Source organism: Brevibacillus sp. HB1.1, assembly GCF_013332445.1.
Taxonomy (GTDB): domain Bacteria; phylum Bacillota; class Bacilli; order Brevibacillales; family Brevibacillaceae; genus Brevibacillus; species Brevibacillus porteri.
In genome coordinates, this window is the sequence record NZ_JABMIV010000009.1 from 202,151 (window position 1) to 215,676 (window position 13,526).

9 protein-coding genes are annotated in these 13,526 nt (G+C 48.6%); 3 read left to right on the plus strand and 6 right to left on the minus strand.

Annotated features, from left to right (window positions below):
* Nucleotides 1-18 precede the first annotated feature (18 nt).
* Nucleotides 19-738: an AAA family ATPase gene (locus HPY27_RS22130; protein ID WP_017250581.1), complete on the minus strand. Its 720-nt coding sequence runs from the start codon at nucleotides 736-738 to the stop codon at nucleotides 19-21.
* Nucleotides 739-833: 95 nt separating this feature from the next.
* Here HPY27_RS22130 and HPY27_RS22135 point away from each other — a divergent pair, with 95 nt between their 5' ends.
* On the plus strand, nucleotides 834-2,258 hold the full coding sequence (locus tag HPY27_RS22135; protein ID WP_174225966.1) for a L,D-transpeptidase: 1,425 nt from the start codon (nucleotides 834-836) through the stop codon (nucleotides 2,256-2,258).
* Between the two features lie 143 nt (nucleotides 2,259-2,401).
* On the opposite strand, the gene HPY27_RS22140 is transcribed toward HPY27_RS22135, so the two are convergent.
* The 4 genes from HPY27_RS22140 to tkt form a co-directional block, all read right to left on the minus strand.
* On the minus strand, nucleotides 2,402-5,719 hold the full coding sequence (locus tag HPY27_RS22140) for a collagenase (RefSeq protein ID WP_174225967.1): 3,318 nt from the start codon (nucleotides 5,717-5,719) through the stop codon (nucleotides 2,402-2,404).
* Nucleotides 5,720-6,024: 305 nt separating this feature from the next.
* Nucleotides 6,025-6,375 carry a hypothetical protein gene (locus HPY27_RS22145; protein WP_007721499.1) on the minus strand — a complete coding sequence of 117 codons (351 nt, stop codon included), beginning with the start codon at nucleotides 6,373-6,375 and terminating at the stop codon, nucleotides 6,025-6,027.
* Nucleotides 6,376-6,476: 101 nt separating this feature from the next.
* Entirely contained in the window at nucleotides 6,477-8,993 is a 2,517-nt protein-coding gene (locus tag HPY27_RS22150) for a PBP1A family penicillin-binding protein (RefSeq protein ID WP_174225968.1), read from the minus strand.
* A gap of 169 nt (nucleotides 8,994-9,162) precedes the next feature.
* Complete coding sequence (tkt, locus tag HPY27_RS22155; RefSeq protein ID WP_174225969.1) at nucleotides 9,163-11,169, minus strand: transketolase; 2,007 nt, start codon at nucleotides 11,167-11,169, stop codon at nucleotides 9,163-9,165.
* A gap of 129 nt (nucleotides 11,170-11,298) precedes the next feature.
* On the opposite strand from tkt, the gene HPY27_RS22160 reads away from it, so the two are divergent.
* Nucleotides 11,299-11,454 (plus strand): hypothetical protein, encoded by a 156-nt coding sequence (locus tag HPY27_RS22160; RefSeq protein ID WP_167403233.1) that lies wholly within the window; start codon nucleotides 11,299-11,301, stop codon nucleotides 11,452-11,454.
* A 15-nt stretch (nucleotides 11,455-11,469) separates the two neighbouring features.
* Nucleotides 11,470-11,928: an NUDIX hydrolase gene (locus HPY27_RS22165; protein ID WP_017250586.1), complete on the plus strand. Its 459-nt coding sequence runs from the start codon at nucleotides 11,470-11,472 to the stop codon at nucleotides 11,926-11,928.
* 63 nt (nucleotides 11,929-11,991) lie between these two features.
* Here the strand turns inward: HPY27_RS22165 and HPY27_RS22170 are convergent, their stop codons facing one another.
* Complete coding sequence (locus HPY27_RS22170; protein WP_174225970.1) at nucleotides 11,992-13,512, minus strand: FGGY family carbohydrate kinase; 1,521 nt, start codon at nucleotides 13,510-13,512, stop codon at nucleotides 11,992-11,994.
* Nucleotides 13,513-13,526: the final 14 nt, after the last annotated feature.

Genomic DNA, 13,526 nt, shown 5'->3' on the forward strand with positions numbered 1-13,526 from the left:
GTGACAGGAAAGATCAAATTATTTTTCATTTAAAAAGATAGCCGGATTCTCTAGGAATCTCCGCGTTAATTGATAGTGCTCCGTGTCCCGATAATTCACCTCTTGGACGGGGGATTCATCGAAATTGAGAATTTTTGCGTCTGGGTAGCCCAGTAGTATCGGTGAATGCGTCGCGATGATAAATTGTGCCCCTTCCTCCACCAAGTCCTGCATGAGGTACAGGAAGGCAATCTGACGCTTGGGCGACAAAGCAGCCTCGGGCTCGTCTAATAAATAAATGCCCCTACCATTGAATCGGTTAGCAAATAGAGCGAAAAAAGATTCTCCGTGCGACTGGTTATGCAGGGAACGTCCGCCGTAGCCAGAATATCCTGTGCCACGAATGCGCTCAGTCTCGTCAATATGACTGGCAAAATGATAGAAGCTCTCCGCCCGTAGAAAAAAGCCATTCGTCATTTTGGGTAGCCAGGAAAGACGTATGTAGTCACCCAAGCTCGAATCCGAGCGATCTACGTCATAATAATTGTTCCGCGACCCACCAGCTGTATGAAACCCGCATTGATAGGCAACCCCTTCGAGCATCGTAGATTTACCAGAGCCATTTTCTCCTACGAAAAAAGTGACACTCGCTTCGAGGTCAATCGTTTTCAGCTTGCGCAAGGATGGCAGGTGAAACGGATATTCTTTCGTATTAGGAAATTCCTCACGCAGCAGCTTGATCGTTCGCAAATAGACCATTTTTACCTCCACTCTCATTATTTTCCCGACTCACGCCGATACATCCTTATAAGGGCGCCTTTTTAAACGCTCATTTATTTGGGGGAGAAGTATCCGTGGACAAGGTTTCCTTTCTTCAGGAAAAAAGTACATTTCATATGAAATATCCGGATCAGAGCGACCTCGCCTTTTACCGGTGGTATACGACTCAGTATCCAACCGAAGCCATCGGCTGGTTTCACCTTGGCCAAGAACGGGAGACACAAGGAAATACAGAACAGGCTCTCGAAGCGTACAGGCGTGGTCTGGTATCCAAGCAAGGCTCGTACTACAACGAGACCCGTGACGCTTATCAACGACTGCTGCGGGAGCGACAGCGCAATACGTTGGGCCATCGAACACGTTTACTCTTGGCGTCACTCTTGTTTCTCTATTTTCAATTCGCTTTTTCACCAGGACCGTTGAGAGATGCGTCAACCAAGACAACGCCACAGGCTGCCAAACAGCCCGTACCGACAACTGCACAAACGCAGCCACATGTCGAGGTCATCGCAGTTCCTCCTACACTCAGTGCCCGTGAGCTATCTGAGCAGGTCCGGCGCTATGTAGAGTCACGTCGTCCTGCTCTTACGCAGCCTTTTACAGTGATGGTTGTCCCAGAAGTGCCTGGTTCGCCGTTGTTTCGTCCCTTGCTGTTTTATCAGCCGCGCGAAGTCCGAGGGATCTTGCGTTACAATCCGACGAGTCGGACTGTTCTCAGTGAAAAATGGTGGGATAAACCTGTGCAGTTGGAACGAGAACCGACACTTGCCACAGGTAAGACAGAACTCACGGATGAGCAGCTAACCCTCCAGCATGTACTGATCTTACGTAACGCCTTGTATCGCTATTATCAGCAAACGGGTACGTTGCCTGCCCAGCTGTCTGATCTGGCTGGCGCTTATCCAGGCAATTATTTGCCGCAAATTCCAGTACCACCAAAGAGACTTTTACTCAAAAGCTATCCGTATCATCCCAAAGCTTTCTTGCCAGAGTCCGCATGGGACAGCTTGCGCAATGTGCTGCCGCTTCCCGGCTATCCGGAGCCAGTGGCGCCTTTCGAACCGTTACAGCTTCACTTGACTACCTCGACACATACGATGAAGCTCATCAGCGGTTCCCATCTGGTACGCAGCTATCCTGTAGCCATAGGCAAAAACGGTTCTACACCCGAAGGCTACTATACCATTCAACAAAAAATCAATCAGCCCCGCGGACATGACAATATTTATGGAACGAGGGGCATGGTTTTTCAGGAGAACGGGTATGCCATCCACGGGACAAACCATCCCGAGAGCATCGGCTCATCTGTTTCGCTCGGATGTGTTCGCTTGTACAATGCCGCTGTCGAGGAGCTGTACAGCTTTGTTTCATTAGGGACAGAATTCATTATCTCCAATGCCCCGTCCTCTGCCCAGCCTTGGAGCAACCCTGTTCCATTCGTTCTCCCGGCTGGCCCTGAGGAAGAGACACCACAAGTCATTTACAATTGGCTCCATTAATTCTTTAGGCTACGTAAAGAAAAGACGTACGGAACGCTATCCCGTTACGCGCTGATTTTTACCAGACGTTTATCAAACGAAAAAAGCCCTTCTATCCCATTTAAAAAAGGGGGAGAAGGGGCTTTTTTCGTTTGATTGGGGGATTACTCTGCTTTTACGATAACTCTGTACGGAATCGGCGTGTTGTTCGTGTTGTAGACTAACAAGTAATATTTCCCTGGTTTTGCCTCAAATTCTCCAGTCAATTTCTTACCTGCGTTTTCGGGGTAGGCCAGATACGTATCGAGATCATCTTCATGGAACACCACCCAGTTTAAGCCTTCGTCCTTCTCGCTACTTACCGTAACTTGAACGATCCCTTCCTCTTTAACCTGAATGAGGTACGTGTCCTTGTCATCTGTACGATCGGTTTGACCACTTATCTCTTTGCCCAATCGTAGCACATTAGCCTCATCGAATGAATTGTTCGGCTCCGTTTCGGATGGTTCTGATTCTTCTTCTGGCAATTCAGCGATTACTTTGTATGGAATGGTTTCACCGTTAAAGTTGTACACGGACAAATAATAGGTACCCGGAAATGCTTCAAACTCACCCGAGAGCTTTTTTCCTGAGGTATTGGGGTAAGCGACATATTGATTCAGATCATCCTCGTGGTGAACGACCCAGTTCAAACCAGAATCATGCTCACTCGATACGTTGATTTTCACTGTTCCGTTGCCCAATACTTTCAAAGCAAAAATGTCCTTGTCGTCTTGTTTGCTTGTTTGACCACTCAATTCCACATTGCTTTTCAACAGATTTGCCTCTGAAAAGCTGTTGTTTGGTTCTTGTTCCTTTTCTCCAATTTCTCCACCCTGCTCCTCGATCGTGATGCTCATCGATTTCGCAGTAACCGCTCCTTTGTCATCCGTTACGCGCAGTTTCACGGTATATTCTCCCTGATTTTCGTAGACATGCGTAGGATTGGCATCACTGCTGCTTGTGCCATCTCCAAATTCCCACAGATAGGATACGATGCTACCATCCGGATCGGAGCTTCCGTTACTGCTGAATGCAACCTCCTCGTTTACGGCTGCTTTTGACGGACCGTTCATGACAATAACAGGCGGCTGATTCTCCCCATCTCCTTGTTCTGGAAGTACCCCGTGGAAGGTGACATCATATTCAAACTGATTGGACGCATTTACTCTGTAGTTGGTAAAGTAGGCGGTTACGGTTTTGTAGCCGTTCCATGGATGGGAAGTAAGTGTGGTTAGAAACTCGTCTGTGATGCGACTCATCGTTTCCCAGTCTTTCTTCTCCCCTTCTGCCTGCGTACCCGTGTACGTCCCTGTTAACGTAAAGGTTTGGAAGAACCCTGAATCGTGCCTTTTGGTAGACACATTTTGCAATCCGGTGACATCTTCAATTTCCTGGAAGATTTCCGCACTTGCTTTGGGGGCCGGCGTTACCAGATAATCATCCGACACCAGCGGCACGGTCAGATCAGGATAGCTGTCTACCAACGATTCCATGGTACGGTGGTAATCCCGATTTAGCTCTGAATCATTGCTGAGCGTACGGATTAACTGGTCATAACCGTCAACGTTATTGGCCTCTATGTAATCCATGATATCATCGAGCTTGTTCCAGTCCTCTTTCATCATGTGATACTGCAAGGCGTATGAATACGTATAAAAGTCCCACGAGCCGTAGCGTGCGTGCAAGGTTTGAGACGCCGTGTACCAATTTTTTTGTCCAAAGCGAATCAGATTGTTGACCATGGATTTTCGAGGCAGAATACCTGTTGTTCGCGTGGAGCCTGCAAAGAGTTCCGCCCCTCCTTCTTCAAACCACGACAGTCTCTCGTCTTTGTAAATCGGGCCTTCATTCCACAAACCAGGTATAGCATAGCGCCCTTGCAAATAGTGCGTGAACTCATGACGGAACAATTCTTCTAGTGTGTACGTACTCTGCTGCGGTGTTCGTTCGTAGGTGAAGAAAGTTCCTTTCCCCTCGATATACATGCCCCCGTTGTCTGTTTCATAGCCATACAGGGGGTTGTTCATCTTGTACTCTGAAGGACTATTGTAAAGGACGATGGTCAAAATATCGTCGGGGTTCCCTTCTTCCATCGGTTCATCTCGTCCTGCCATCCGATGAAACTGAGCTTTTACCTCTTTTGCCGCCCAATATAACCGTTTCACTTTTTCTTCTGTGACATCTCCACCTGTTTTCATGACGATGCTTCCGTCATCAAACGCATATTCTTTGGGCAGATATTTTTCGATGGCATCCTCACGAATCTTGTTAAACTGGATGTCCCTTCCCTGCGCATCTTTTCCGCCATAGACCGTCTGGATCAGCTTCGCTACCTGCATATACTGTAGTCCCACATACGGATAAAGCACTAACGCTTCTGTGAGGACCTCGTTACCCTTATTCGGATTGGAATGGTATTCTCCCAAATAAGCACTGTGATAAAAACCATTGTCGAGGACCCATTCTTTTGCTTCATCTGTATCGCCATGCAAGGCGAGATTTCCCAACTCGTTCAGATACGTATCTATTTTGCCGTAAAACTCCTGTTGCTTGGTTGGTTCATCCACTCTCCACATCAGAATATAGCTAAACTGGCTCATGATACGGAAAACAGCATCACCCGCACTCCGCTGCGTAATGAAAGTATCCATTTGTTCTTCGTATTGACGGATGATCGGTGCAGCTTTCTCTACGAGGGAAGCGCTTACAAAAGTGTTTCCGATAAGTCCACCAAATGCACCTACTACCTCATTTTGAGCATCTGTCCCTAATTTAAAATTTGGATTGTCTGCAATGGCTTGCAAAGCAGGGAACACTTTTTGATGCTCGCTTCTCTGATTGAGATAGGATAATTCCTGATGGTAGTAGCCGAGGTAATATCCAGAGCGAAGCACCTCAACCAAGGTGTCAATTCCTTTGGAATCGCTGCTGGAGTATTGTGTGCCTCTGACTTGCAATGCGTCAATAATGGCTTGAACACGCTGACGATCGTTGTAAAAGGCATACGAATCGGGGGTAAAATCAAATAATTCAGGAATCTGCTCCCAGTTGATCGTCACCAGTACATTGACCAATTCGTCGTAGCTGAGCTTGTTCAAATCGGACATCGCGTACTTTTCGACATTTGCCTTCATGCTCCGTTGCTGTTCCTTAGAAGGCTCTTGCTCCTCTACATTCCAGGTCGGCTCCACTGGATGCGGATATTCTCCTGCTTCGTCACTGGATTGATGCTGAAACGAGGTGATCGGGTCCAGCTTTCTCTCCACATATTTTCCAGAAGGCGGAACGTTTTGACTCCCATCCCTACCGATCGTACTTGCATAATCGTTGACTGCCAAGGCTTGGACAGGACTACCAACCATCCCCAATAGAAATGATGTCGAGAGAAGGACACCAGCCATCATGCGGCTAGTGTGTACCGTGGAACGCTTTTTCTTCATGAATGAGCAAACCTCCTTTGAATGGTAACCGCATTTTTGTTTGTTGCGAGGAAACCGTATTTTGTTTTGTGCAGACTCACCTTCTCTCCATTTGGAACGCAATAACATACATGCTGATAAAATTGCAATTATGGTGCCAATACATATAACAGAAAAGAAGAGTAAGAATGTATACATTTTTTTACAAATATTCATAAACATGTATAAGATATTAGACACCGTTACTATGAAAAGTGAACTTTGCTTCGTACACGCAAAAAAGCGCGTTCCCGGAAGTGGGAACGCGCCATGTTTTACTTTCACATCTATTTTTCTTCTTCCAATTCTCTCATCGATTCTTCTTGCTCTTCTTCTGGGTTCCAATAATCGAGCACTTTTCCTTGCAGAACTTTGCCTTGAATGAATTCTACCTGCTGCTCACTGAAATCCTCTGTCCACTCAATACCCAATTGTTCAGCTAGACGTACGACGGTCAGCAATTCTGACCAAGCCACGTAACGTTTGTACCAGAAGAACTGTGGCTGTTCGTTCATGTATGGGTAAAGATCATCGAAATCGGTGTGTTTACAGTCAAGAGCTCGCTCAAAATTCACCTTGGTTTGGCGTAACTGTTCCTTGAAAAATGTGGGTAGATCTCTTTGTGCGTAGCCAGACATGGACTGTCCCCCCTGTCTCCCGATTTATTGGTATTGTACCACGCGAAAGAACCTGTGCAAATAGTCGAATCGGTTTTGAATCGTTCTTGCTGGGCTAATCTTTAGCCGTTTGATGCATCTGGGAACTGGTTCTGCCCCTCCTCTTGTGGAGGTGGCGGTAATTGGATTCCGTTGGAGGAGCCATTTGTCTGACTAGATTCTGGATTCACGATATCCGGTGGAACCTCACCTGTTCCCGGATTTGGCGATTGCCCACCATCTCCATTATTTGTATGCTCACCAGTTCCTCCGGTACCTTGGTCAGGTGGAATTTCACCATTGCCATTTTCCGTACCACCCGGATTTTGTCCCTGATCGTTACCTTCCTCATTATGACCTGGATCTTGATTAATCAGATTCTCCAGCTTCTTGGAGTCGATCGGGACTTCTTTTGATGGTGTCCCTTCCTCACCTTGCGCATTTCTCGGAACAACTTGATAACGATATTGTCTTGGACTATCCAGCACATCTACGAACGAGGTTTCCTTCATACCCGCAGAGATGAGTTGTCTTTCGCCGTTTTCACTAATGCGGTACAAATCGTACGTACCACCTTCAGCTCCGCCAATCCAGCTAAGCACTACCTTCAATTGGTTATTATCCAATGTCATGTCTGCAGCCAATTGGATTTCCGGTTCAACTTCCTCTTGTTTATGTTGTACGATGCCTTCTGGTCGAACGAAGTCCGATGACGGCACACCTTTTAAGGCTGTTCCCAACACTTTGGAGAACATTTGCGCCGTCATGCTACTTCCTTGGTGCATCAAATGCTGTTTGTCCTCCGGATCGAAGCCCATCCAGACTGCACCGACGTATTCCGGTGTATATCCGACGAACCAAGCATCCTTGTTTGCTTTGCTGTCGCCTGCTATCGATTGGGTCGTACCGGTTTTACCTGCAACATGGCGGCCAGAGATACGCGCTGCCTTCCCTGTCCCTTCCTGAACCGCTTTCTCCAGCATAGTGTGAATCTCCCACGCTGCTTCAGGCTTCAGTGCCTCAGATTGTTTTGGCTGGTATTCGCGGACGACACCCTCATCCTTGTTCTCAACCTTAGCGATCGAGTGCGCCTCGGACACTACCCCTGCATTCACAAAAGGTGTATATGCCTGAGCCATTTCCAGCGGGGATGTACCTACACTCAAGCCCCCGAGGGCAATTGCCAGGTTTCGATCGTTCGGAGTCAGCTCAATGCCGACTTTCTTGAGGTATTCCAAACTTGCTGGTACACCAATTTCATTTAATAACCAAACCGGCGGGATATTCGCAGAGTCGATCATCGCCCGGTTCATGCTCACCGTTTCCGTGTATCGGTTATTGTAGTTGCGCGGCTCGTAGCCATTGAAGCTCTGCCTTTTGTTGCTCAGTTGCGAGTTCGCGTTCCATTTGTTGATATCTTTATTGACTGCTGGAGCGAACACCGCGATCGGCTTAAAGCTGGAGCCCGGTTGACGCTTCATGTCTGTCGCATAGTTAAAGCCTTTTGCCGCATAGTTGCGTCCGCCCACCATCCCGGCAATTCCGCCCGTTTTCGCGTCGATGACAATCATCGATGATTCTACACCGCGCTTGGCGCCGTCTTTCGGGAAGTTTTTGGCGTTGGCATATTCCGCTACCATGGCATCCTGTACTTTCGGATCGAAGGTCGTGTAAATGTTCCAGCCTCCGCGGTACAGTTCTTCTTCTGTCACGCCAAACGTAGCTTCGGATTCTTCCACCATATGGTCAAAAAACGCGCGATAGCCTTTTTTCAAGCTCGCACCCGCCACTTCATGCGGTTCGGTCGGCAACGCCTCTGCTTGCGCTGCCTCTTTTTGCTCATCGGTAATGATTCCTTGCTCATACATCAGACGAATAACGGTGTCTCGACGCAGTTTCGCTTTTTCCGGATTGTTAAAAGGTGAATAAGTGGTCGGTGCTTTTGGAATGGCCGCCAGCATCGCTGCTTCCGCAACAGTAAACTTTTCATCGCTTACCGACTTGCCGAAGTAATACTGGGCAGCATCCTCTACCCCAAATTCCCCTTCGCCCAAATAAACGCGGTTCAAGTACATCTCTAAAATTTGATCCTTCGAATATTTGCGCTCCAAGCCAATCGCGATACTCATTTCTTTTGTTTTACGCCAGAACGTTTGGTCTAGGGTGAGAAAGACGTTTCTTGCCAGCTGTTGGGTAATGGTACTTCCCCCTTCAGCTAACGATCCTTTTTTGATGTCATTGACGATGGCGCCACCGATCCGGACCATATCGACGCCTTTGTGTTCATAAAAGCGCTTATCCTCTACGGCGAGGAAAGCATTGATCAGAGTCTTTGGCATTTCATTAATCGGTTTGTATATACGGTTCTTCTGACGAATCAGACTCGTCATTTCTTTCCCGTTTTTGTCGTAAATGACAGTTGGTTCTGCTTTTAAGTCCTGTAGCTTTTGTACGTTTTGCTCAATCATCCGATCTCCCGCATACAACAGGGCGAAGTAGCCCCCAATTACACTAAGGAAAAGGAATATTGCAAACGATACGGCAATCATCAGCAAGTTGTTCTTTTTCTTCCTGACTTTCTTCTTGGCCTTTGCTGCCATTATTTACCTCCTGGTCTTCTCTCTCTCCCCCACATCTTATATAGACGGTCCCGTTTCAAAAAAGTTTCTGTTTTGGGTTGTAGTCTATCATTCCATACAAAATTCCGTTTGTCACTGGAAAAGCCTATCTCCTGAAACAGAAGATAGGCTTTTTCCTAAAGGTTAACGATTATTTCAGCAGTTTTTCTGCTTCAGCCACAACGTTTTCTACTGTGAAGCCGTATTCCTTCATGATGCGCTCACCTGGTGCAGATGCGCCAAACTGATCGATTGCGATGACTGTACCGCTATCGCCAGCGTAACGCTCCCAACCCATTGGAGAGCCCATTTCTACCGCCACGCGTGCTTTTACAGCCGGTGGAATTACAGCGTCGCGATACTCTTTCGGTTGACGCTCGAACAGGTTCCAGCTCGGCATGGAAACAACGCGTGTTTCAATACCTTTCGCGAGGAGTTGCTCACGCGCCTGCATCACGAGGGATACCTCAGAACCAGTTGCTAACAGGATGAGCTGCGGGTTGCCGCTTGGCGCGTCTGCGAGAACATACGCACCTTTGCTCACGCCTTCTGACGCTTTCTCAACGGTCTCAGGCAGGACTGGCAGGTTTTGACGAGTCAGCACCAGTACAACTGGCTCATCTGTGCGGGATACAGCATATTTCCAAGCCTCGTTCGTTTCTACTGCATCAGACGGACGAAGAATGGTCAAGCCTGGCATCGCACGCAAGGAAGCGAGCTGCTCAATCGGCTCATGCGTCGGTCCGTCTTCACCAACTGCGATCGAGTCATGTGTAAATACGTACACAACTGGCTGCTTCATCAGTGCAGAGAGGCGAATCGCCGGACGCACGTAGTCGGAGAATACGAAGAACGTACCGCCGTATACTTTTACACCACCGTGGAGAGCCATACCGTTGAGGGCTGCACCCATTGCGAATTCACGAACACCAAACCAAATGTTGCGGCCATCGTAAGAGCCTGGCAGGAAGTTGCCCGCTTCTTTAATCACCGTGTTGTTGGAATGTGCCAAGTCAGCAGATCCGCCCAGGAAGAACGGAACGCTGTTTGCCAATGCATTGATCGCATTACCGGAAGCAACGCGTGTCGCCAGCTTCGTGCCAACTTCGTACGTCGGCATATGGTTGTCCCAACCAGCAGGCAGATGACCTTCTTGTGCAGTCGTAAATTGCAGCGCCAGTTCCGGATACGCTTTTGCATAAGCAGCAAACTGGTCGCGCCAAGCAGCTTCTGCTTTTTCTCCAGCATCAGCCAAGCCTGCAAAGAAGTCAGTCACTTCTTGTGGTACGTGGAACTCACTTTCATGGTGCCACTCGTAGTTTGCTTTTGTCAGCTTCACTTCGTCTTTTCCAAGCGGAGCGCCGTGAGAAGAGCTGGAGCCGCCTTTGTTCGGGCTTCCGTATCCAATGACGGTTTTTACTTCGATCAAGGTAGGACGATCCAAATCTTTTTTCGCTTCTGCGATAGCCGCGTCAATAGCAGCCAGATCATTGCCGTCTTCTACGCGAATGTATTGCCAACCATACGCTTGGTAGCGATCCGCTACGTTTTCAGAGAAGGAACGGGAAAGCTCCCCATCCAGAGAGATATCGTTCGAATCGTAGAGCACGATCATTTTGCCCAGTTTCAAGTGAGCAGCCAGAGAAGAAGCCTCGCTGGATACACCCTCCATCAGGTCACCATCGCCGCAGATTACGTATGTGTAATGGTCAACGATGTCAAAATTGTCGCGGTTGTAAACAGCTGCCATGTGCTTTTCAGCCATCGCCATACCGACAGCCATCGCGATCCCTTGTCCCAGAGGACCCGTTGTCGCGTCAACACCCGCTGTGTGTCCAAACTCAGGGTGACCAGGCGTTTTGCTGCCCCATTGACGGAAGTTATGTAGGTCTTCCAGTGAAACATCGTATTTCATCAGATGCAACATCGAGTATAATAGCATAGAGCCATGTCCTGCTGAGAGGACAAAACGGTCACGGTCAATCCATTTTGGATTGCTCGGATTTACTTTCATAAAGCGGCTCCACAGTACATGTGCCATAGGGGCTGCCCCCATCGGCATTCCCGGGTGACCGGAATTCGCCTTCTCGATGGCATCAATCGCCAACGTGCGGATGGTATTAATGGATAGCTGATCAACAGACGTATGCTGAGTCATCTCGCAAAATCCTCCCTGCGTTTTCTAGAAATAACTACCGAGTATCGGGTAAAAACACACTGTGCCATTATAGCATAGTTCCCATTTAGAATCATGTTCGCTTTGCATGAATGAAGGAGGTCTTTTTCAATGAATTGGCTTTATCTTATAATCGGAATCGTCCTGGGTGCTGCTGGAATTATTATGCTGCTTATGGGCTTGACCAGCTCACCTATATTGAAAAAAAACAGACTGGAACGCCGTAGACAGGCTGCCGAGAATCATCGCCCGGAAGAATATCATTAATAGAGGAGAATTCGCATGCAGATAGAGCGCTTCGCGATGCAGGTAGCCGTTCACCTTTTCCTAGTGAAGGGTGCGCAAGTCCTGTTATTACGCCGCTACAATACCGGCTACGAAGACGGCAATTATAGTGTTCCCGCTGGACATCTGGATGGGAATGAAGAAGTGAAGACAGCCGCGATCCGCGAGGCAAAAGAAGAATGCGGAATTGACATCGATCCAGCGAGCTTGGAGATGGTAGGCGTCATGCATCGTCGCTCCAATGATGAGCGCATCGATTTTTTTGTCGCTGCCACAAAATGGCGCGGAGAAATTATCAATGCCGAGCCGAATAAATGCGATGAGCTCGTATGGGTGGACATGGATAAATTACCCCCGAACGTCATTCCTTATGTGAGACAAGCTCTCTCGAACTTTAGACGAAAGCAGTGGTTTGACAGCTTTGGCTGGGAGTCTGTATTTGAGTTGAAGAAGTAATAAAAAGCAACCAATCCGCCAAAAGCATTGTGCTCGCATTGGCAGTTTGGTTGCTTTTTCACATTATCCTTCGCTTACTTGTAACAGAAGGTGAATCGCCTTGTTCCAACGAGCACGCAGTCTTTCCCTCACCGCTTCGTCCATCTGCGGCTCATAGCGACGCCCTACCTTCATTCGCGCTTCTAAATCGTTCACCGACCACCAGCCGCACTCTTCCCCGAGTAGAAACGCAATCCCCATCGCTGTTGTTTCATTGATCTGGGGCACCTCAATCGGAACACCCAGCAGGTCTGCCTGAAACTGCATCAAATACGGATTGTCCGTCAAGCCGCCATCTACACGCAAAACCGAAATCTTTTGTGCGACTGCCTGTTCCATTGTGACAAACACATCCGCTACACGGTGAGCGATCCCTTCCAGCATCGCTTTTGCCATCAGCGGTCGGTCAGTATGCTGGGAGAGTCCGAGAAACACCCCTCTCGCCTCCGAGTTCCAGTATGGCGTGCCGATCCCATTCAATGCCGGGATAAATAAAAGATTGGTTGGGGCTTCTCCTTTGTGCAGCTCTTCATACCACTGCTCCGACCATCGTTGCAGCTCGTCTATATCCTGATACAGCCCAAGCTGCTCCTTGCCCCATTCGACAGCAGACCCCGCCGCATAAATCGCTCCATCCAGCGCATAAGTATGCTTGGCCCCGCGTTTCCAGACAAGCGTCGTCAAGAGTCCGCTCTCTTTCGTAGCAGGCGGTTCGTTTCCCACGTTCATATAAGCGAAGCAGCCCGTGCCATACGTGCATTTGGACATACCCGGCTCTATGCAGAGATGACCGTAAAGGGCGGCTGGTTGATCCACCTGGCTGACGAGAATCGGTGCTTGAATGCCGCAAAATGTAACCGGATCTGTACGGCCAAACAAGCCAACTGTTGGACGAACCTGCGGTAACCAGTCTTCCTCTATCTCCAAATACCGCAATATTTCCTCATCCCAATTCCCCTGCCGATGAGCAAACAACAGCGTTCGGGCAGCGGTGGAAGCATCGGTTACATACGAGGCACCTCCTGTCATCTGCCAGATCAGCCAAGAGTCAAGCGTGCTGCAATAAGCCTGCCGCTGTCGGATCTTTTCTTGCACCAGAGGCACTTCCTCCATCATCCATCTAATCTTAGTCGCAGAAAAATACGGGTCAATCAAAAGTCCGGTTTTCTCGGCTACCTTCTGTGCCCACACACCATCCGCCTTCCAACGCTCGGCGATTTGATCGGAGCGGCGGCACGACCAGACGACAGCCGGATAAAGCGGCTCTCCGCTGACCGAATCCCAGAAGACGACCGTTTCTCCCTGATTAGCTAAGCCTACCGCTTCCACCTGCTCAGGTTCGATACGTCCCTTGAGCAGCACGTCAGCGACACCCATCAAGACCTTTTCCCATATCTCCTCCGGGTTATGCTCCACCCATCCGGATTGTGGATAATATTGCGTGTGCTTCTGATAGCTTTCAGCAGCAACCCTTCCAAGGTGATTTACCAGTAGCACCTTGGTCCCAGTTGTTCCCTGATCGATCGACAGCAAATACTTCTCCATACAGCAGACTCCTT

What these genes read in the sequence shown, in the direction of transcription:
- HPY27_RS22130 (WP_017250581.1), bottom strand. Translation starts at nt 738, where the DNA reads ATGGTCTATTTGCGAACGATCAAGCTGCTGCGTGAGGAATTTCCTAAT.
- HPY27_RS22140 (WP_174225967.1), bottom strand. Translation starts at nt 5,719, where the DNA reads ATGAAGAAAAAGCGTTCCACGGTACACACTAGCCGCATGATGGCTGGT.
- HPY27_RS22145 (WP_007721499.1), bottom strand. Translation starts at nt 6,375, where the DNA reads ATGTCTGGCTACGCACAAAGAGATCTACCCACATTTTTCAAGGAACAG.
- HPY27_RS22150 (WP_174225968.1), bottom strand. Translation starts at nt 8,993, where the DNA reads ATGGCAGCAAAGGCCAAGAAGAAAGTCAGGAAGAAAAAGAACAACTTG.
- tkt (WP_174225969.1), bottom strand. Translation starts at nt 11,169, where the DNA reads ATGACTCAGCATACGTCTGTTGATCAGCTATCCATTAATACCATCCGC.
- HPY27_RS22160 (WP_167403233.1), top strand. Translation starts at nt 11,299, where the DNA reads ATGAATTGGCTTTATCTTATAATCGGAATCGTCCTGGGTGCTGCTGGA.
- HPY27_RS22165 (WP_017250586.1), top strand. Translation starts at nt 11,470, where the DNA reads ATGCAGATAGAGCGCTTCGCGATGCAGGTAGCCGTTCACCTTTTCCTA.
- HPY27_RS22170 (WP_174225970.1), bottom strand. Translation starts at nt 13,512, where the DNA reads ATGGAGAAGTATTTGCTGTCGATCGATCAGGGAACAACTGGGACCAAG.